16 protein-coding genes are annotated in these 17,879 nt (G+C 55.3%); 9 read left to right on the forward strand and 7 right to left on the reverse strand.

The annotated features are described in order from the left end of the window. Positions 1–61: 61 nt before the first annotated feature. Positions 62–1,264, reverse strand: coding sequence for an NAD(P)/FAD-dependent oxidoreductase (locus A4308_RS05820; protein WP_058690723.1), 1,203 nt, complete (start codon positions 1,262–1,264; stop codon positions 62–64). 228 nt (positions 1,265–1,492) lie between these two features. Here A4308_RS05820 and pitA point away from each other — a divergent pair, with 228 nt between their 5' ends. Continuing rightward, complete coding sequence (gene pitA, locus A4308_RS05825; RefSeq protein WP_023337922.1) at positions 1,493–2,992, forward strand: inorganic phosphate transporter PitA; 1,500 nt, start codon at positions 1,493–1,495, stop codon at positions 2,990–2,992. A 53-nt stretch (positions 2,993–3,045) separates the two neighbouring features. On the opposite strand, the gene uspB is transcribed toward pitA, so the two are convergent. Next, entirely contained in the window at positions 3,046–3,381 is a 336-nt protein-coding gene (gene uspB, locus A4308_RS05830; protein ID WP_003861224.1) for a universal stress protein UspB, read from the reverse strand. Positions 3,382–3,664: 283 nt separating this feature from the next. Between uspB and uspA the strand changes: the two genes are divergently transcribed. After that, the gene (gene uspA, locus A4308_RS05835; protein WP_003861223.1) at positions 3,665–4,102 is read left to right on the forward strand and encodes a universal stress protein UspA; all 438 of its coding nucleotides are present in this window, start codon (positions 3,665–3,667) and stop codon (positions 4,100–4,102) included. A 97-nt stretch (positions 4,103–4,199) separates the two neighbouring features. On the opposite strand, the gene rsmJ is transcribed toward uspA, so the two are convergent. Together rsmJ and prlC are read right to left on the reverse strand one after the other, a co-directional pair. Further along, a complete protein-coding gene (gene rsmJ / locus A4308_RS05840; protein ID WP_014885581.1) occupies positions 4,200–4,952 on the reverse strand; it encodes a 16S rRNA (guanine(1516)-N(2))-methyltransferase RsmJ in 753 nt (250 codons plus the stop codon). 6 nt (positions 4,953–4,958) lie between these two features. Next, positions 4,959–7,001 carry an oligopeptidase A gene (prlC, locus tag A4308_RS05845; protein WP_023331525.1) on the reverse strand — a complete coding sequence of 681 codons (2,043 nt, stop codon included), beginning with the start codon at positions 6,999–7,001 and terminating at the stop codon, positions 4,959–4,961. A 206-nt stretch (positions 7,002–7,207) separates the two neighbouring features. Here prlC and A4308_RS05850 point away from each other — a divergent pair, with 206 nt between their 5' ends. From A4308_RS05850 to A4308_RS05860, 3 genes are all read left to right on the forward strand, one after another. Continuing rightward, entirely contained in the window at positions 7,208–8,050 is an 843-nt protein-coding gene (locus A4308_RS05850) for a 23S rRNA (adenine(2030)-N(6))-methyltransferase RlmJ (protein ID WP_045281301.1), read from the forward strand. A gap of 71 nt (positions 8,051–8,121) precedes the next feature. Further along, a complete protein-coding gene (gene gorA, locus A4308_RS05855; protein WP_045281300.1) occupies positions 8,122–9,474 on the forward strand; it encodes a glutathione-disulfide reductase in 1,353 nt (450 codons plus the stop codon). Positions 9,475–9,659: 185 nt separating this feature from the next. Next, positions 9,660–11,309: an alpha,alpha-trehalase gene (locus tag A4308_RS05860; protein WP_014885585.1), complete on the forward strand. Its 1,650-nt coding sequence runs from the start codon at positions 9,660–9,662 to the stop codon at positions 11,307–11,309. 53 nt (positions 11,310–11,362) lie between these two features. Here A4308_RS05860 and A4308_RS05865 read toward each other — a convergent pair whose 3' ends face one another. Continuing rightward, on the reverse strand, positions 11,363–12,952 hold the full coding sequence (locus A4308_RS05865) for an STY4199 family HEPN domain-containing protein (RefSeq protein ID WP_014885586.1): 1,590 nt from the start codon (positions 12,950–12,952) through the stop codon (positions 11,363–11,365). Between the two features lie 146 nt (positions 12,953–13,098). On the opposite strand from A4308_RS05865, the gene A4308_RS05870 reads away from it, so the two are divergent. Continuing rightward, complete coding sequence (locus A4308_RS05870; RefSeq protein WP_023337926.1) at positions 13,099–13,638, forward strand: GNAT family N-acetyltransferase; 540 nt, start codon at positions 13,099–13,101, stop codon at positions 13,636–13,638. A 71-nt stretch (positions 13,639–13,709) separates the two neighbouring features. Continuing rightward, entirely contained in the window at positions 13,710–14,048 is a 339-nt protein-coding gene (locus A4308_RS05875; protein ID WP_063308481.1) for a lysozyme, read from the forward strand. Here A4308_RS05875 and A4308_RS05880 read toward each other — a convergent pair. After that, positions 14,027–14,629: a response regulator transcription factor gene (locus tag A4308_RS05880; protein WP_014885589.1), complete on the reverse strand. Its 603-nt coding sequence runs from the start codon at positions 14,627–14,629 to the stop codon at positions 14,027–14,029. The two genes, A4308_RS05875 and A4308_RS05880, sit on opposite strands and share 22 nt — an antisense overlap. A 173-nt stretch (positions 14,630–14,802) precedes the next feature. Further along, positions 14,803–15,561, reverse strand: a complete 759-nt coding sequence (locus A4308_RS05885; protein ID WP_045281299.1) for an SDR family NAD(P)-dependent oxidoreductase — start codon at positions 15,559–15,561, stop codon at positions 14,803–14,805. A gap of 119 nt (positions 15,562–15,680) precedes the next feature. Between A4308_RS05885 and A4308_RS05890 the strand changes: the two genes are divergently transcribed. Continuing rightward, positions 15,681–16,580 (forward strand): LysR family transcriptional regulator, encoded by a 900-nt coding sequence (locus tag A4308_RS05890; RefSeq protein ID WP_023337927.1) that lies wholly within the window; start codon positions 15,681–15,683, stop codon positions 16,578–16,580. A 50-nt stretch (positions 16,581–16,630) separates the two neighbouring features. Next, the gene (gene yhjD / locus A4308_RS05895) at positions 16,631–17,656 is read left to right on the forward strand and encodes an inner membrane protein YhjD (protein ID WP_014885592.1); all 1,026 of its coding nucleotides are present in this window, start codon (positions 16,631–16,633) and stop codon (positions 17,654–17,656) included. Positions 17,657–17,879 lie beyond the last annotated feature (223 nt).

Here is a 17,879-nt window from a genome sequence, read left to right on the forward strand (position 1 = left end):
GTATACAACATTAGCGTCGTTTTTTGAGAATGGTTACAACTTTAGTGCTTTGTGTACAACTTTATTGTCCTCGGACATCGGCCAGCGCCTGCGCACACGCCCAGGCACTTGCCCACGCCCACTGGAAGTTATACCCGCCGAGCCAGCCGGTGACGTCCATCACTTCGCCGATAAAGTAGAGCCCCGGCACGTTGCGGGCTTCCATGGTGCGCGAGGAGAGTTCATTTGTATCAACGCCGCCCAGCGTCACTTCCGCCGTGCGGTACCCCTCGGTGCCGTTTGGCTGAACGCGCCAGTTTGTCAGCGTCTCCACTAGCGTCTCTTGCTCGCGGCTGTTCAATTGCTTAAGCGATACGTCCGGGATCTGCCCCAGCACCTGAAGGCACTCCACCAGACGTTTTGGCAGCTGCATCGCCAGCGTGTTTTTCAGGCTCTGATTCGGGTGCGCCTCGCGCTGCTCGTTGAGGAACGCGTCCAGGTCGCAGTCCGGCACCAGATTCACCGTGACAAATTCACCTGGCTGCCAGTAGCTGGAGATTTGCAGTACCGCCGGGCCAGAGAGCCCCCGATGGGTAAAGAGCAGGTTTTCACGGAATACCGTCCCGTCTTCGGCAGTCATGACGGAAGGAACGGAGACGCCAGAAAGCGTCTGAAGCTGTTCAAGAAGGGGTTTGTGCAGCGTGAAGGGCACCAGACCCGCGCGCGTGGGCAGTACCTTAAGACCAAACTGCTCGGCAATCTTATAGCCGAACGGGGACGCGCCCAGACCCGGCATAGAGAGGCCACCGCTGGCGATGACCAGATTATCAGCACTGACGGTTTCACCGTTCAGCTGCAGCGTGTACCCCTGTTCGTCGCGGGCGACCTCCAGCACTTCCGTGCGTAGACGCATCACCACGCCGCCCTTCTCGCACTCGGCGACCAGCATATCGACAATCTGCTGCGCGGAGTCGTCGCAGAACAGCTGTCCCAGCGTCTTTTCATGCCACGCGATGCCGTGCTTGCCCACCAGGTCGATAAAGTCCCACTGGGTGTAACGCGCCAGTGCAGATTTGCAAAAATGACGGTTTTGGCTCAAATACGCCGCGGGTTCGACATAAAGATTGGTGAAGTTACAACGCCCGCCGCCCGACATCAGGATCTTGCGGCCAGGCTTTTTTCCGTTGTCCAGTAACAGCACACGACGACCCGCCTGTCCGGCCATCGCCGCACAAAACATACCCGCCGCACCGGCGCCAATTACCACGGCATCAAACCTTTCCACGTCAAAATCCTCTTCGTTAACTGCCGCGGATTGTAAAGTTTCCTCTGTGGTCACACCAGCGTAAAAAGTTCTTACAAAGCCATTCCATTGAAATTTAACGATTATCCCTTCAAGCACTTTTCTCAAATCAGGTGGTATGTCAAAAAAAGTCTATATTTCACTTTGCCCGTTGCGCATTTGTCCTGGATAATGCGCCGCGTTCATGTCCTCAAAATGGCGTAACGTCCTATGCTACATTTGTTTGCCGGCCTGGATTTACATACCGGGCTTTTATTATTGCTTGCTCTGGTTTTTGTACTGTTTTACGAAGCGATCAACGGCTTCCACGACACTGCAAACGCAGTAGCAACGGTTATCTACACTCGCGCAATGCGATCGCAACTTGCGGTTGTTATGGCGGCGGTATTTAACTTTTTTGGTGTCCTTCTGGGCGGACTGAGCGTGGCGTATGCGATCGTGCATATGTTGCCAACGGATCTGCTGCTTAACGTGAGTTCCGGTCATGGCCTTGCCATGGTGTTCTCAATGCTGCTTGCTGCCATTATCTGGAACCTCGGTACCTGGTATTTTGGCCTGCCTGCATCCAGCTCTCACACTCTCATCGGCGCGATTATCGGTATCGGGTTAACTAACGCCCTGATGACCGGGACATCCGTCGTTGATGCGCTGAACCTGCCTAAAGTACTGGGCATTTTCGGTTCTCTGATCATCTCTCCAATTGTGGGTCTGGTGGTTGCGGGTGGATTGATTTTCATCCTGCGTCGCTACTGGAGCAACACCAAGAAACGTGCGCGCATCCACCTGACGCCAGCAGAGCGTGAGAAGAAAGACGGTAAGAAAAAACCGCCATTCTGGACGCGTATCGCGCTGATCATTTCCGCTATCGGCGTGGCCTTCTCTCATGGCGCGAACGATGGGCAGAAAGGCATTGGTCTGGTGATGCTGGTACTGATCGGTGTCGCACCGGCAGGTTTCGTGGTTAACATGAACGCCTCTGGTTACGAAATCACCCGTACCCGTGATGCCGTCAACAACGTTGAGACCTATTTCCAGCAGCATCCCGATCTGCTGAAAAAAGCGACCGGCGTTGATCAGCTGATCCCATCTCCGGAAGCCGGTGCAACTACCGCGCCGGGCGAATTCCACTGCCATCCGGCAAACGCGATTAACGCGCTGGAACGCGCCAAAGGCATGCTGGGCGATATCGAAAGCTACGACAAACTGGCCGTTGAACAGCGTGGTCAGCTGCGTCGTATCATGCTCTGCATCTCTGACGTGACCGATAAAGTCGCGAAACTGCCAGAGGTGAATGCCGACGACAAACGTCTTCTGAAGAAACTGAAAAGCGATATGCTCAACACCATTGAGTACGCGCCAATCTGGATCATCATGGCCGTCGCGCTGGCACTGGGTATCGGTACAATGATTGGCTGGCGTCGTGTGGCAACCACCATCGGCGAGAAGATCGGTAAGAAAGGCATGACCTATGCGCAGGGGATGTCCGCGCAGATGACGGCGGCGGTTTCTATCGGCCTGGCGAGCTACACCGGGATGCCGGTATCCACCACCCACGTACTCTCCTCGTCCGTGGCAGGTACCATGATTGTTGACGGTGGCGGTCTGCAGCGCAAAACCGTGACCAACATCCTGATGGCCTGGGTGTTCACCCTTCCGGCGTCCATCCTGCTGTCTGGTGGTCTGTACTGGATTTCGCTGAAGCTGATCTAATCAGCTGAAGGCGACAAAAAGCGGGTCAGGAAACTGACCCGCTTTTTTTATGCTCAGTGCCAAATCATCAATGCAATCATACTGACCACAACCAGCCCGCACAGGGCGCTGGTCAGAATGAACTGCCGACGCAGACGCTCGCAGCGACGGATAAACTCTTCATCGTGATGATCGCGGTAACGCTGGTAGTAGATGTATCCCACCAGTCGCATCTGTTTGCTGGGCTGTCCATGCGAGGTGAAGAACCCCCCACCGTCCACATACTGATAAAGCAACGGATCGCAACCACGAAGTACCACTAACAGCGCACGTAACGATGAGAAGTAGCGCGCCATATTCACTATGCAAACTACGCATAACGCCCAAAACAATGCGACGGTGCTAATCATACATCCTCCCCGGCGTCCGCCCACGGAGCAAGGCTCCTGAGCTCCCGCACCCCAATGCCCTGACAGACAGTTCAGTGAAAGAATGACCAAAAGTCGATCCGGTTCGCGTTTTAATATCCGAACGGCTCATTAAATAGTGTAGGAGATCCGTTAATTTTTTTGCCACAAGGTTAATCGTTATCAACACCAAAGCTTGAAAAATATGTTTAACTGGGCCGTAATGAAAGTATCAGACGACGGCATTCTCATTTAGTCATCGATAACTTAAGGAAGGAGTAACACTATGGCTTACAAACACATTCTCATCGCGGTAGACCTCTCTCCGGAGAGCAAAGTGCTGGTTGATAAAGCGGTATCCATGGCACGCCCCTACAACGCGAAAGTTTCCCTGATTCACGTTGATGTGAATTACTCCGACCTCTATACCGGTCTGATCGACGTGAATCTCGGCGATATGCAGAAGCGCATCTCCGAAGAGACGCATCACGCCCTGAGCGAACTGTCCACCAACGCGGGCTACCCGATTACCGAGACCCTGAGCGGCAGCGGCGACCTGGGTCAGGTATTGGTTGATGCGATTAAGAAATATGACATGGACCTGGTCGTATGCGGTCACCACCAGGACTTCTGGAGCAAGCTGATGTCGTCCGCGCGCCAGCTGATCAACACCGTTCACGTGGATATGCTGATTGTTCCACTGCGTGACGAAGAAGACGAGTAAGTGCGTTAAATTCCCCTCACCCTAACCCTCTCCCAAAGGGAGAAGGAATAGATCGAGGATGTAGGCCGGGTAAGGCGAAGCCGCCACCCGGCTTTTTTTATTCCGGTGTACCTGAATAGATATCAAACCGGTGCCCTTTCGTGGTCACCGCGTTAGTCGTGGCCACGTCCGCCAGGGGCGGCGCGTAGTCAGGGCGCTTCACCACCACCCGCTTCGTCGCGAGCTGTCTGGCAGGCTCCAGCAGACCATCTGCATCTAAATCCGGCCCCACCAGCGACTGAAACACCCGCATCTCTTTCTTCACCAGCGCGCTTTTCTGCTTATGCGGGAACATCGGGTCGAGATAGACCACCTGCGGGCGCGGGGTGATATCGGTGAGCGCCGTCAGGCTGGAGGCGTGGATCAACTGCAACCGCTCCTGCAGCCACGGGCCGATTTCCGGGTCCGCGTAGCCACGCGTCAGCCCGTCGTCGAGCAATGCGGCGACCACCGGGTTACGCTCCAGCATTCGCACACGACAGCCAACAGACGCCAGCACAAACGCATCGCGACCCAGCCCCGCCGTGGCATCGACCACGTCCGGAAGATAGTTCCCTTTAACCCCCACCGCTTTGGCCACCGCCTCGCCGCGACCGCCGCCGAACTTGCGCCGGTGCGCCATCGCACCGCCGACAAAATCGACAAAAATCCCGCCGAGTTTCGGTTCGTCGCGCTTACGTAATTCAAGATGCTCCGGTGTCATCACCAGCGCCATCAGGTTATCTTCATCGTGCTCCAGCCCCCAGCGGGCCGCCAGAACAGATAAGGCGCCGTCTCCGGCGCCTGTTTCATCCACTAAGCAGATTTTCACGAACTATCAGCCTTTGATCCCGTAATGCTCAAGCATCGCATCCAGCTGCGGCTCACGGCCACGGAAGCGTTTGAACAGTACCATTGGCTCCTCAGAACCGCCGCGGGTCAGGATGTTATCGAGGAACGACTGGCCGGTTTCACGGTTGAAGATCCCCTCTTCTTCGAAGCGGGAGAAAGCATCCGCTGCCAGCACGTCGGCCCACAGGTAGCTGTAGTAACCTGCCGCATAGCCGCCTGCGAAGATGTGACTGAACGCATGCGGGAAGCGGCCCCAGGTTGGCCCAGGGATCACAGCAACCTGCTTTTTAATCTCGGCCAGCGTTTCGAGGATTTTCGCCCCTTGTTCCGGGCTAAACTCGGCGTGCAGACGGAAATCAAACAGGCCGAACTCCAGCTGACGCAGGATGAACATCGCTGCCTGGTAGTTCTTGGCCGCCAGCATTTTATCCAGCAGCTCTTTCGGCAACGGTTCGCCGGTCTCATAGTGACCAGAGATAAACGCCAGCGCGTCCGGCTCCCAGCACCAGTTTTCCATAAACTGGCTTGGCAGCTCGACCGCATCCCACGGTACCCCGCTGATGCCAGCCACGCCTGCGGTTTCGATGCGGGTCAGCATGTGATGCAGACCGTGACCGAACTCGTGGAACAGGGTGATCACTTCGTCGTGAGTAAACAGCGCAGGTTTGCCATTCACCGGGCGGTTAAAGTTACAGGTCAGGTAAGCGACCGGCTTTTGCAGGGAACCGTCGGCTTTACGCATCTGGCCGACGCAGTCATCCATCCACGCTCCGCCGCGCTTATTCTCACGCGCGTAGAGATCAAGGTAGAAGCTACCGCGCAGCTCATTCTTGTCGTCATACAATTCGAAGAAGCGCACGTCCGGATGCCAGACGTCGATATCGGTTCGCTCTTTGGCTGTGATGCCGTAGATGCGCTTCACCACTTCGAACAGGCCGTTAACGGCTTTGTTTTCAGGGAAGTACGGGCGCAGCTGCTCATCGCTGATGCTGTAAAGATGCTGCTTCTGTTTTTCGCTGTAGTACGCAATATCCCACGGCTGCAGCTCGTCCACGCCGAACTCCGCTTTCGCAAAAGCACGCAGCTGAGCCAGCTCTTTCTCACCCTGAGGACGGGCGCGTTTTGCCAGATCGGTCAGGAAGTCGAGCACCTGCTGTGGGTTCTCCGCCATTTTGGTGGCGAGGGATTTGTCGGCGTAGTTTTCGAAGCCCAGCAGCTGTGCCAGCTCGTGACGCAGGGCGAGGATTTCCGCCATCACCGGGCTGTTGTCCCACTTACCGGCATTCGGCCCCTGATCGGAGGCGCGCGTGCTGTAGGCGCGGTACATCTCTTCACGCAGTGCCTGGTTGTCGCAGTAGGTCATTACCGGCAGGTAGCTTGGGATATCCAGCGTTAACAGATAGCCTTCCTGCTCTTTCGCTTCGGCCTGCGCTTTCGCTGCTGCCAGCGCGCTTTCCGGCATCCCGGCCAGCTCGGATTCATCGGTAATCAGCTTCGTCCAGCCCATGGTGGCGTCGAGGACGTTGTTGCTGTACTGGTTGCCCAGCTCGGACAGGCGCGCGGCGATTTCACCGTAGCGAACCTGCTTCTCTTTTGGCAGACCAATCCCGGACAGCTCGAAATCACGCAGGGCGTTATCGACCGATTTTTTCTGCGCCGTGTTCAGCTCGGCGTAATGGTCGCCGTCACGCAGATCGCGATACGCTTTGTACAGCCCTTCGTGTTGGCCGACCCAGGTGCTGTACTCCGAGAGCAGCGGCAGGGTCTGTTCATAGGCCTCGCGCAGTTCCGGGCTGTTTTTCACCGAGTTCAGGTGGCTTACCGGGGAGAAGATACGCCCCAGCACATCGTCCACTTCGGCCAGCGGCTGACACAGATTTTCCCAGGTGTACGGTGCGCCCTGCGCCACCACGCTTTCTACCGCCGCGCGGCAGTTGTCCAGCGATTGCGTAACGGCTGGAACCACATGCTCAGGGAGGATTTTAGAAAACGGCGGCAACGAAAAAGGCGTCAGTAATGGATTGGTCATAAGCGCTGTCCTGTTGAAATAGGTGAATGAAGCGCGCATCCGGCGCTGTGCATATCATTAATTAATGGGGTTAAGTGTAGAGGATTTCAATGCCGGACGTCGTGGAAAAGCGCCCGGTGGCGCTGCGCTTACCGGGCCTGCGGGTAATCTGTGCCGTTCTGCTGTAAACTGTGGCAAATCGTCAATTCAGCGGAAAATCATTACCCATGCTCAGTTATCGCCACAGCTTCCACGCTGGCAACCATGCCGACGTCCTCAAACACACCGTTCAGAGCCTGATCATTGAATCGCTCAAAGAGAAAGAGAAGCCGTTTCTCTATCTGGACACCCACGCGGGCGCGGGCCGTTATCAGCTGAGCGGCGAGCATGCCGAGCGTACCGGTGAATATCTGGAAGGGATCGCCCGCATCTGGCAGCAGGACGACCTGCCAGCCGAACTGGAACCGTACATCGGCGTGGTGAACCACTTCAACCGCAACGGCCAGTTGCGCTACTACCCAGGCTCACCGCTGATTGCCCGCCAGCTGCTGCGCGAGCAGGACAGCATTCAGCTGACCGAACTGCATCCCAGCGATTTCCCGCTGTTGCGCTCTGAGTTTCAGAAAGATAACCGCGCCCGCGTGGAGAAAGCCGACGGCTACCAGCAGCTGAAAGCCAAACTGCCGCCCGTTTCCCGCCGCGGCCTGGTGCTGATCGATCCGCCGTACGAAATCAAAACCGACTATCAGGCGGTGGTGACCGGCATCCACGAAGGCTACAAACGTTTTGCCACCGGCACTTACGCCCTGTGGTACCCGGTGGTGCTGCGCGCGCAAATCAAACGCATGATCAAAGATCTGGAAGCGACCGGGATCCGCAAAATCCTCCAGATTGAGCTGGCCGTGCGCCCGGACAGCGACCAGCGCGGCATGACCGCCTCCGGCATGATTGTGATTAACCCGCCGTGGAAGCTCGAAGCGCAGATGCACAACGTACTGCCGTGGCTGCACAAAACGCTGGTGCCAGCGGGTACAGGCCACGCCACCGTCAGTTGGATCGTGCCGGAGTAATCGCAGCCATCGGTGGAAACTATTGATTTCAGGTATACAATCGCGGCAATTCACGATTAAGGATAAAAGCTATGACTAAGCATTATGACTACATCGCAATCGGTGGCGGCAGCGGTGGCATCGCCTCCATCAACCGCGCGGCCATGTATGGCCAGAAATGTGCGCTGATCGAAGCTAAAGCGCTGGGCGGCACCTGCGTGAACGTGGGTTGTGTACCGAAGAAAGTGATGTGGCACGCGGCGCAAATCCGTGAAGCTATCCATATGTACGGCCCGGATTACGGCTTTGACACCACCCTCAATCACTTTGACTGGGACAAGCTGATCTCCAGCCGTACCGCCTACATCGACCGTATTCACACCTCCTACGACAACGTGCTGGGTAAGAATAACGTCGACGTCATCCACGGCTTTGCCCGCTTTGTGGATGCGAAAACGATCGAAGTGAACGGTGAGACGATCACCGCCGATCATATCCTGATCGCCACCGGCGGTCGTCCGAGCCACCCGGACATTCCGGGCGTGGAATACGGCATCGACTCAGACGGTTTCTTTGAACTGCCTGCCCTGCCTAAGCGCGTTGCCGTGGTTGGCGCGGGTTACATTGCGGTAGAGCTGGCGGGCGTGATCAACGGCCTGGGCGCGGAAGCGCATCTGTTTGTGCGTAAACACGCGCCGCTGCGCAGCTTTGACCCGCTGATTGTCGAGACGCTGGTTGAAGTCATGAACGCTGAAGGCCCAACACTCCACACCCACGCGGTGCCGAAAGCGGTGGTGAAAAATGCGGACGGCAGCCTGACGCTGGAGCTGGAAGATGGCCGCAGCCAGACCGTCGACTGCCTGATCTGGGCGATTGGTCGTGAACCGGCGAATGACAACTTTAACCTGGCCGTGACCGGCGTGAAAACCGACGAAAAAGGTTATATCGTCGTCGATAAGTTCCAGAACACCAACGTACCGGGCATTTACGCAGTCGGCGATAACACCGGTGCCGTAGAGCTGACCCCGGTGGCCGTTGCGGCGGGACGTCGTCTCTCCGAACGTCTGTTTAACAACAAGCCTGACGAGCATCTCGATTACACCAACATCCCGACCGTGGTCTTCAGCCATCCGCCCATCGGCACCGTTGGCTTAACCGAGCCGCAGGCGCGCGAGCAGTATGGCGACGACCAGGTGAAAGTGTATAAATCCGCGTTCACCGCGATGTATACCGCCGTCACCTCTCACCGTCAGCCATGCCGCATGAAGCTGGTCTGCGTGGGCCCGGACGAGAAGATTGTGGGTATCCACGGCATTGGCTTCGGCATGGATGAGATCCTGCAGGGCTTCGCCGTGGCGCTGAAAATGGGCGCGACCAAGAAAGACTTCGACAACACCGTGGCAATCCATCCGACCGCCGCGGAAGAGTTTGTTACCATGCGTTAAGGCAGAAGCCCCTCCCCGGAGGGGCTTTTTTTATTCACATTCATAAATCGTTGCAAAACGAATGCTCCGAAAATAGTGATCTACCGCACATTTCCCTCCCCATCTACCGAAGCGAATGTCTACGCTTATAAGACGCCCGGAAAAAAACTGTCTTTAAGTACACACAACCGGAGGTCCCTATCACCATGTTCAACCAGAAACTACAGGCTACCGAGAATATCGAATTCGAGATCGCAGAAGAGCTGCGCTACGAGACCGATCCCTGCGAGTTGAAACTGGATGAAATGATTGAGGCGGAGCCGGAACCCGAAATGATCGAGGGGCTACCCGCCTCCGATGCCCTGACGCCCGCCGATCGCTATCTGGAACTGTTCGAGCATGTTCAGTCAACACGCCTGTTCGCGGACAGCAAAACCTTCCCTGACTGCGCGCCGAAGATGGACCCGCTGGATATCCTGATCCGCTATCGTAAAGTGAAACGTCACCGGGATTTCGACCTGCGCCAGTTTGTAGAGAACCACTTCTGGCTACCGGCCACCTACGGCACGGAATATGTTTCTGACCCCGGTCTGTCGCTAAAAGAGCACATTGACAGCCTGTGGCCGGTGCTGACGCGCGAACCGCAGGACCATATCCCCTGGTCCTCTCTGCTGGTGTTACCGCAGGCCTATATTGTGCCCGGCGGGCGATTCAGTGAGACCTATTACTGGGACTCCTATTTCTCCATGCTGGGGCTGGCGGAGAGCGGACGTAACGACCTGCTGAAGTGTATGGCGGATAACTTCGCGTGGCTGATCGAACGCTACGGGCATATCCCAAACGGTAACCGTACCTATTACCTCAGCCGCTCTCAGCCGCCGGTCTTTGCCCTGATGGTCGAGTTGTTTGAAGAGGACGGGGTACGCGGCGCGAAGCGTTACCTTGAGCACCTCAAGATGGAGCACGCCTTCTGGATGGACGGTGCCGAGTCGTTGCTGCTTAATCAGGCCTATCGCAGCGCGGTACGTATGCCGGATGGATCATTGCTCAACCGCTACTGGGACGACCGCGACACGCCCCGGGACGAATCGTGGATTGAGGACGTAGAAACGGCCCGTCACTCCGGACGTCCGCCAAACGAAGTGTATCGTGACTTGCGCGCGGGTGCAGCCTCAGGCTGGGATTACTCCTCCCGCTGGCTGCGTGAGCCTGGCCGACTGGCCAGCATTCGCACCACGCAGTTTATCCCGATCGATTTGAATGCTTTCCTGTTCAAGCTGGAGAGTACTATCGCCAATATCTCGGCGTCGAAAGGGGATAAAGAGACCGCTGAACTGTTCCATCAGAAGGCCAGCGATCGCCGCGCCGCGATTAACCGCTACCTCTGGGATGAAGAAAGCGGCTGCTATCGCGACTATGACTGGCGCCGCGAAGTGATGGCGCTGTTCTCTGCGGCGAGCATTGTGCCGCTGTACGTCGGTATGGCCACGCATGAACAGGCCGATCGACTGTCGGATGCGGTGAAAACGCGACTGCTGACGCCGGGCGGGATTCTGGCAACCGAGTATGAAACCGGCGAACAGTGGGATAAACCCAACGGCTGGGCCCCGCTGCAGTGGATGGCCATTCAGGGGTTCAAGCAGTATGGCAATGACTCACTGGGCGATGAGATCGCCTGGAGCTGGCTGCAGACGGTGAATCATTTTTATAAGACCCACCACAAGCTGATTGAGAAGTATCATATCGCCAGCAGTACGCCACGCGAGGGTGGCGGGGGTGAGTATCCCCTTCAGGACGGCTTCGGCTGGACCAACGGCGTAGTGCGACGGCTGATAGGGTTGTATGGGGAGCCTTGAGTGGGGTGCGGTCTGGTGCCCTCACCCCGGCCCTCTCCCATAGGGTAAAGGGTTCAGCGAATCACCTCATAAATGGCAGTCTGAATGGACTGCCATTTTTTCGTGGTGGCATCCGGTTGCGACTGCGCACGCCGCGTAGCCATATCCAGATCGTGCTGCTGGCGCTTCACCACGGCGGGCACGGTGCAGAACGCTTTGAGATACGCTTTACGCACTGAGGTCAGGGATTCACCGTTCGACATCGCGTGGCTGAGCGTGTTGATAAAGCGACGGCATGGCTTCTCTTCCGTCATGTTCCGTCGGTAGCGCAGCATGAGTTCCAGCACGTCGTCATGGCCTGCCGACATCGCCTCTTCGGTCCATGACAGCTTCCAGTCCATCCCGCCCTGCAAAAAGAGCTGCGCGACACGGGTATCGTTGCGATTAATCGCTGAACGGAAATTATTGTCGTCCCAGGTCACCCCCATGCGGGTCAGCGTCTCGCGCGCAGAAGGGGTTTCGCGCATATCTTTCGGCGGAGCCGCTTGCGCAGTGTGTTCGGCCGATGACTGCGGTTTGCTGCTGGTCACCAGCCAGAAGCCGCCCACCAGGATGGCGATTACCATCACGCCAACCGCGCCCCATAACGCACCGGAGATAAGCTGCTCACGCTGTTCGGGCGTGCGCGGCGCGCGCTGGGTCGGCTTTTCAATCGTGTCACGAACCTCAAACAGATCGCCACCGGTAACACGATCCATTTTCTGCGCCTTTTCCCAGAAAGTGTGCAGTTCACTGGCGTCCACCGCCATCAATCCGGCCGGGTTGACGCGCGTTCTCCCCTCTTCGAATGCACGTTGAACCGGTCGGGATATCTGCATGTAGTAGTTATCCAGCAGCTGAATTTGCGCCGAACTTAACGTTTTCTGAACCGTGATGTTGTTGCGAATTTGCCGAATATCATCAAGGAAGGTTTGCAGCGTTTTACGCGGTTCTACCAGGAGCGTCAGCATGGCAGGATCGTTAAACAGCGAGGCGTAATACCGGCTGAACTCTTTTTTATCCACCAGCATCTGCGCCAGTTCACTGAACATCATCCCACTCAGGATATCGTTGATCTCCCCGAGCTTCAGCCAGCGTCTTACCCGGTCGGCATTAAATAAGGTCTTGAGATGATTATTGAGCCGCACCTGATCGGGCCAGGCCTGCTGAATAAGTCCTTTAATCATCAGCTCAATGGCGCGAACCTGCTTGTGCGCCTGCTGTTGCTGCAGTTCGCTACCCGTTGCCAGCTCCGTGCTGTAAGTCAGCAACGGCTGCTGCAAACGAAGATGTTCCAGCGTGGTCACAAAGCGCATCGCCGCAATCAGCTGGTTTTCGCTGACATCCTGCCCGCTTTCATACTGTGGAACGCGCTGCTGCAGCAGGCGCAGCTGCAGCGTAAATTCCGACATCTCGGCATCATTCAGATTGAGCGTCTTCGCAACGGCTGCCCATCCCCCGAGCGCTAAACGTGCGCTATCCAGTTGTTCCAGGAGCCAGCGTGGATCTTTTCCCTCAGAAACATGTACATTCAGGAGAAGCAAAATTTCAACCGACGCCTGGCGAATGACCGCCAGACAGTGTTCAAACTGTTCGCGAATATGATGTGATGTGCTGAGAGTCATTGTTTTCCTTAAGCGACAACGAAGACATCAGGAATGGGCACTTATGGCCATTTTTCTTTTATTTATACATGCTTAACCATACCTGACTTTCTGTTGAAATAAAGTGACAACCCTAAAATCATTAAAAATGTTTCAGGAGAATCTTAATGCCGGTTTTAATGACTTCACGCCTGAACTGCTCGCCTCTGCAGGAGCATGACTGGCCCTTTTTTCTGGCGTTGCAGCAACATCCTGACGTGATGCGCTTTGTGGCGGAAAACCGTCCCGTTGCCGCGATTCGTGAGGCGTTTGATTCTCGTCTGCCCCTCTGGACGCCGGGCAGCACGCACTGGCTGTGTCTCGTCGTCCGTGATGCCACCTCTCAGGCACCGCTGGGCGTGACCGGGTATATTCATCGTGAGGACGATTGCGCTGAAGTGGGCTTTCTTTTTGCACCCGAGGCGCAGGGGAAAGGTTACGGTTTCGAATCCCTGCAGGCGCTTTGCGATTACGCCTTTCGTGAGGGCGGACTACGTCGGCTCACCGCCACCGTCACGGCGGGAAATGTCGCCTCCAGACGTCTGCTGGAAAAAGCCCACTTTCGTCTGGAGGGGGAGCTTCGCGAGAGCTATTACCTTTCCGGACGCTGGCAAAATGACTGGTTATTGGGTTTATTGCGGCATGAATATCTGAACCATAACGCCTGATCAACAGCCATTTGGCGGATATTTTTCATTGTTCAATTACTCTACAGTATCGCCATTACGAGGAAATGAATATGAAAGGTCATGCGCTGAATATCTCTTATGCCGCCATTGATTTAATAAAGAAGCAAAAGGGGCTTTCACTGGAGAAATATCGTGATGAAAATGGTTTATGGGTGATCGGCTATGGACATGCGATCCATGAGGAGGACAATTTTCACGGAGGCATTACTCCGCTTCAGGCAGAATGTTTGCTTCAGGAAGATATTCAGTTATGTGAGAGGCTGCTGCGGGAAAATATAACACGCCCATTAACCCAACAGCAGCATGATGCATTGGTAGTATTGATATTCAGTTTCGCCGAGACGCCTTCACGTCTGAACGCGCTGTATCAGGCTATCGCCCGGGTATAGTACATGGCCGCCTGGGTCCGGTTTTTCACCTCCAGCCGCCGAAAAAGTGCTTCCAGATGCGCTTTTACCGTGGCCGCGCTGATGTTGAGATTGCGGCCAATCTCTTTATTTGACTCTCCCGCTGCCAGCAGTTTGAGTACCTCGCGCTGACGCTCGCTTAAACAGAGTAACGGCTGTGCTGATGATTGCTGGCTAACCCACTCCCCGGGAAAGCAGACCATCCCTCTCGACACGGAATCCAGCACGGCGGCAAACCGTTCGGGGTTAGCGTTACGGGGGATAATGGCCATCACGTTTCGCTGCATGAGCTGCTCAACCCATCTGGCCTCTTTTCTTGCCAGAACCATAATCACCCGTATCGCCGGGAAGGAATCCATAAGCTCTTCCAGGAAAGCACTCTCCTCTTCCTGGATCAAATTGCCGTCAATCATCACGATAGCAGACGGTGAAGCAGATATTTGCCCCCATAAATCGTCCGCCTGACAAGCGCCCGTTATATTTATTTCAGGAATTAACTCCTGCAGACCGTGTATCGCTCCATGAATAAATATCGACTGCCTGTCAAACATGATTACTCGCATCGTTTTTCTCCCTCTGAGAATAGCGAAGGGGGATTCTACAGAGGCAGTATTTAAGAAAAAACTCAATGAATGGAGAGGTTACAAATCCGCGAGTGGTTTTTATATTTGCCCGTACTTTGACACATCAGTTTTAAGGATTTCCTTAAGGGGTTCCCTCCCCTTAACAGCAGGCCTCACAGGAACATACCGCCTGACACCTCAATACGTTGCGCATTCATCCAGCCCAGCTTATCGCTGAGCAGTGCCGCGATGGCATCGCCGATATCGTCCGGCAACCCCACCCGCCCCAGCGCCGTCTGTGATGCCAGCATCTGATTAAGCTGCGCGTTGTCGCGAACGCGTCCACCGCCAAAGTCGGTTTCTATCGCGCCCGGCGCGATAATATTGACGGAGATACCACGCGCACCCAGCTCCTTCGCCTGATAGCGGGTCAACACTTCCATCGCCCCTTTCATCGCTGCATAGGTACCGGAGCCTGGCTGGGTAAAACGGGCCAGCCCGCTGGAGACGTTGAGGATCCGGCCTCCGTCATTCAGCAGAGGCAGCAGGCGCTGTGTCAGGAAGAAAGGCCCTTTGAAATGAATATTCATCGCCTCATCAAACTGGGCTTCCGTTGTGTCGGTATAGGGTGCATATAAACCCGTCCCGGCATTGTTCAATAAATAATCAAAGGTGTCGCGTTGCCAGACGGCCTTAAGGATTTCCTGAAGCTGCTGAGCAAACTTATCGAAGCTGGCAATATCACCGACGTTGAGCTGTAATGCTGCAGCATTCACGCCTTTTTCCTGAATTTCGCGAACAACCTCCAGCGCGTCCTGCTGATTGCTGTGGTACGTCAGAACAATTCCCGTTCCGTCTGCTGCCAGCTTCAACGCCGCGTTTTTACCCAAACCACGGCTACCACCCGTCACTAATGCGATACGTTCAGTCATCATAAACCTCGTTTTGGCTGTTATGGAGATTGAGAAAGAGCTTATTAGGTGATAGAAGATCAATAAAGAGGGTTTAAAACGCTTCACTGTTTCAACAGCAACAACAATGAGCTTCATCTATGGATAAAATTCACGCAATGCAGCTGTTTGTTCGCGTCGCGGAACTGGAAAGTTTTTCCCGTGCTGCAGAAACCTTAACGCTGCCGAAAGGCAGCGTTTCGCGGCAAATTCAGGCTCTTGAAAACCGCCTTGGCACCCAACTGTTGCACCGGACCACGCGTCGCGTCAGCCTGACGCAGGACGGCATGGTCTATTACGAACGGGCAAAAGATCTGCTGGCAAACCTTGATGAACTGGACGGACTGTTTCAGCACGATCCCTCCACCATAAGCGGAAGGCTGCGCGTGGATATGCCCGTCGGCGTTGCTCGAAATTTAGTCATCCCCAGACTGCCGACTTTTTTGCAGCAGTACCCGGGTATTGAACTGGAACTCAGCAGCAGCGATCGTCTGGTGGATGTGATTCGCGAAGGGTTTGATTGCGTGGTCCGCGTGGGCTCCCTGAAAGATTCAGGGTTAATTGCCCGGCCGCTGGGGAAACTGACGGTAATTAACTGTGCCAGTCCGGATTATCTGGCGCGTTTTGGCTACCCTGAAACGCTGGATGATTTGGGCTCACACGCGGTGATTCACTACGCCGCCATGCTGGGTACCCGTCCGCAGGGCTTTGAATTTTATAACGGCAGTGCAACGCAGTGGATAAAGACGGGCGGTGTATTAACCGTCAACAGCACGGAAACCTATCAGGCGGCCTGCCTTGCCGGGCTGGGCATCATTCAGGTTCCACGTGTTGGGGTACGTGATTTACTGCGGACGAAAAAACTGATTGAGATCCTCCCGCAATATCGCGCGGAACCGATGCCCGTGTCCCTGATTTATCCCCATCGCCGCAACCTCTCCCGTCGGGTACATCTGTTCATGGAGTGGCTGACCGAACTCACAAAAGCTTACGTGGATTAGTCGCAAGCTATAATTCAGTAACATCCAGCCTAACGAAAAGGAAAAGACGCGTGACGCCGGAAAATAACCCGCAACGACCCACCCAACATTTAGATTATGATCCCATCAAGAAGATGGAAACCGGGCCAGAAAAGGCTAAAACCCCAGGGGCGGCCAGCAAGACGCTGGGCACCGTCACCAGCCTGGCAGAAAGAATTCAGCAGTTTCCCATGGTTGCGCATTTGATACGTGCGACCGAGCGCTTTAATGACCGCATGGGGAACCAGTTTGGTGCTGCCATCACCTATTTCTCCTTCCTGTCGATGATCCCCATTCTGATGGTGTCGTTTGCAGCTGCCGGTTTTGTACTCGCGTCGCACCCGACGCTGCTGCAGGATATTTTCAATAAAATCCTGAATAACGTCAGTGACCCGACCCTCGCCACCACGCTAAAAAGCACGATTAATACCGCTGTTCAGCAACGTACGACCGTTGGGATCGTTGGTTTGCTTATCGCCCTTTACTCCGGGGTAAACTGGATGGGCAACCTCCGCGAGGCCATTCGCGCCCAGTCGCGAGAGGTGTGGGAGCGTAAGCCGCAGGATCAGGAGAAAATATGGGTTAAGTATCTCCGCGACTTTGTTTCGCTGATTGGCCTGCTCATTGCGCTCATCGTTACGCTTTCAATTACCTCCGTGGCGGGCTCCGCACAGCAGATGATTATCTCTGCACTCTATCTGGATTACATCGAATGGCTGAAACCGGCCTGGCGCGGCATTGGGCTGGCGATTTCCATTTTCGCCAACTACCTGCTGTTCTTCTGGATTTTCTGGCGTTTGCCCCGTCATCGTCCGCGCAAGAAGGCCCTGCTCCGCGGAACGCTGATTGCGGCGATAGGCTTTGAAGTGATTAAAATCGTGATGACCTACACCCTGCCGTCGCTGGTGAAATCCCCGTCGGGCGCGGCGTTCGGCTCCGTGCTGGGGTTGATGGCCTTTTTCTACTTCTTCGCCCGCCTGACCCTGTTCTGCGCCGCGTGGATTGCCACCGCCGAGTACAAAGGCGACACACGCATGCCGGGAAAAACACACCGCTAACCCCTCTCTCGGGCTGAAATTTCAGCCCGACTCATCATTTCAGCATATAAATCCAGCCCGTAACTTTTATTTAACCAAAAAACAGTTTTATTCACCAATATTTAAAAACTGTGAAGCATTTCATGGAAGCATTTTCGCTGGCCTGAAAATTATCCGCTTTTTGTTGCTTTTATCACCAGAACGCGACTTTGTTACAGATTGAAATGTCGCTTTTGCTGTGCGT

The organism is Enterobacter sp. ODB01, assembly GCF_001623605.1.
GTDB lineage: Bacteria > Pseudomonadota > Gammaproteobacteria > Enterobacterales > Enterobacteriaceae > Enterobacter > Enterobacter kobei.

Excerpts from the sequence above, each read along its gene's own strand:
- gorA (WP_045281300.1), top strand. The coding sequence starts at position 8,122 with ATGACTAAGCATTATGACTACATCGCAATCGGTGGCGGCAGCGGTGGC.
- A4308_RS05880 (WP_014885589.1), bottom strand. The coding sequence starts at position 14,629 with ATGCGAGTAATCATGTTTGACAGGCAGTCGATATTTATTCATGGAGCG.
- A4308_RS05890 (WP_023337927.1), top strand. The coding sequence starts at position 15,681 with ATGGATAAAATTCACGCAATGCAGCTGTTTGTTCGCGTCGCGGAACTG.
- A4308_RS05850 (WP_045281301.1), top strand. The coding sequence starts at position 7,208 with ATGCTCAGTTATCGCCACAGCTTCCACGCTGGCAACCATGCCGACGTC.
- A4308_RS05870 (WP_023337926.1), top strand. The coding sequence starts at position 13,099 with ATGCCGGTTTTAATGACTTCACGCCTGAACTGCTCGCCTCTGCAGGAG.
- A4308_RS05865 (WP_014885586.1), bottom strand. The coding sequence starts at position 12,952 with ATGACTCTCAGCACATCACATCATATTCGCGAACAGTTTGAACACTGT.
- A4308_RS05860 (WP_014885585.1), top strand. The coding sequence starts at position 9,660 with ATGTTCAACCAGAAACTACAGGCTACCGAGAATATCGAATTCGAGATC.
- A4308_RS05875 (WP_063308481.1), top strand. The coding sequence starts at position 13,710 with ATGAAAGGTCATGCGCTGAATATCTCTTATGCCGCCATTGATTTAATA.
- pitA (WP_023337922.1), top strand. The coding sequence starts at position 1,493 with ATGCTACATTTGTTTGCCGGCCTGGATTTACATACCGGGCTTTTATTA.
- prlC (WP_023331525.1), bottom strand. The coding sequence starts at position 7,001 with ATGACCAATCCATTACTGACGCCTTTTTCGTTGCCGCCGTTTTCTAAA.
- A4308_RS05885 (WP_045281299.1), bottom strand. The coding sequence starts at position 15,561 with ATGACTGAACGTATCGCATTAGTGACGGGTGGTAGCCGTGGTTTGGGT.
- uspB (WP_003861224.1), bottom strand. The coding sequence starts at position 3,381 with ATGATTAGCACCGTCGCATTGTTTTGGGCGTTATGCGTAGTTTGCATA.
- uspA (WP_003861223.1), top strand. The coding sequence starts at position 3,665 with ATGGCTTACAAACACATTCTCATCGCGGTAGACCTCTCTCCGGAGAGC.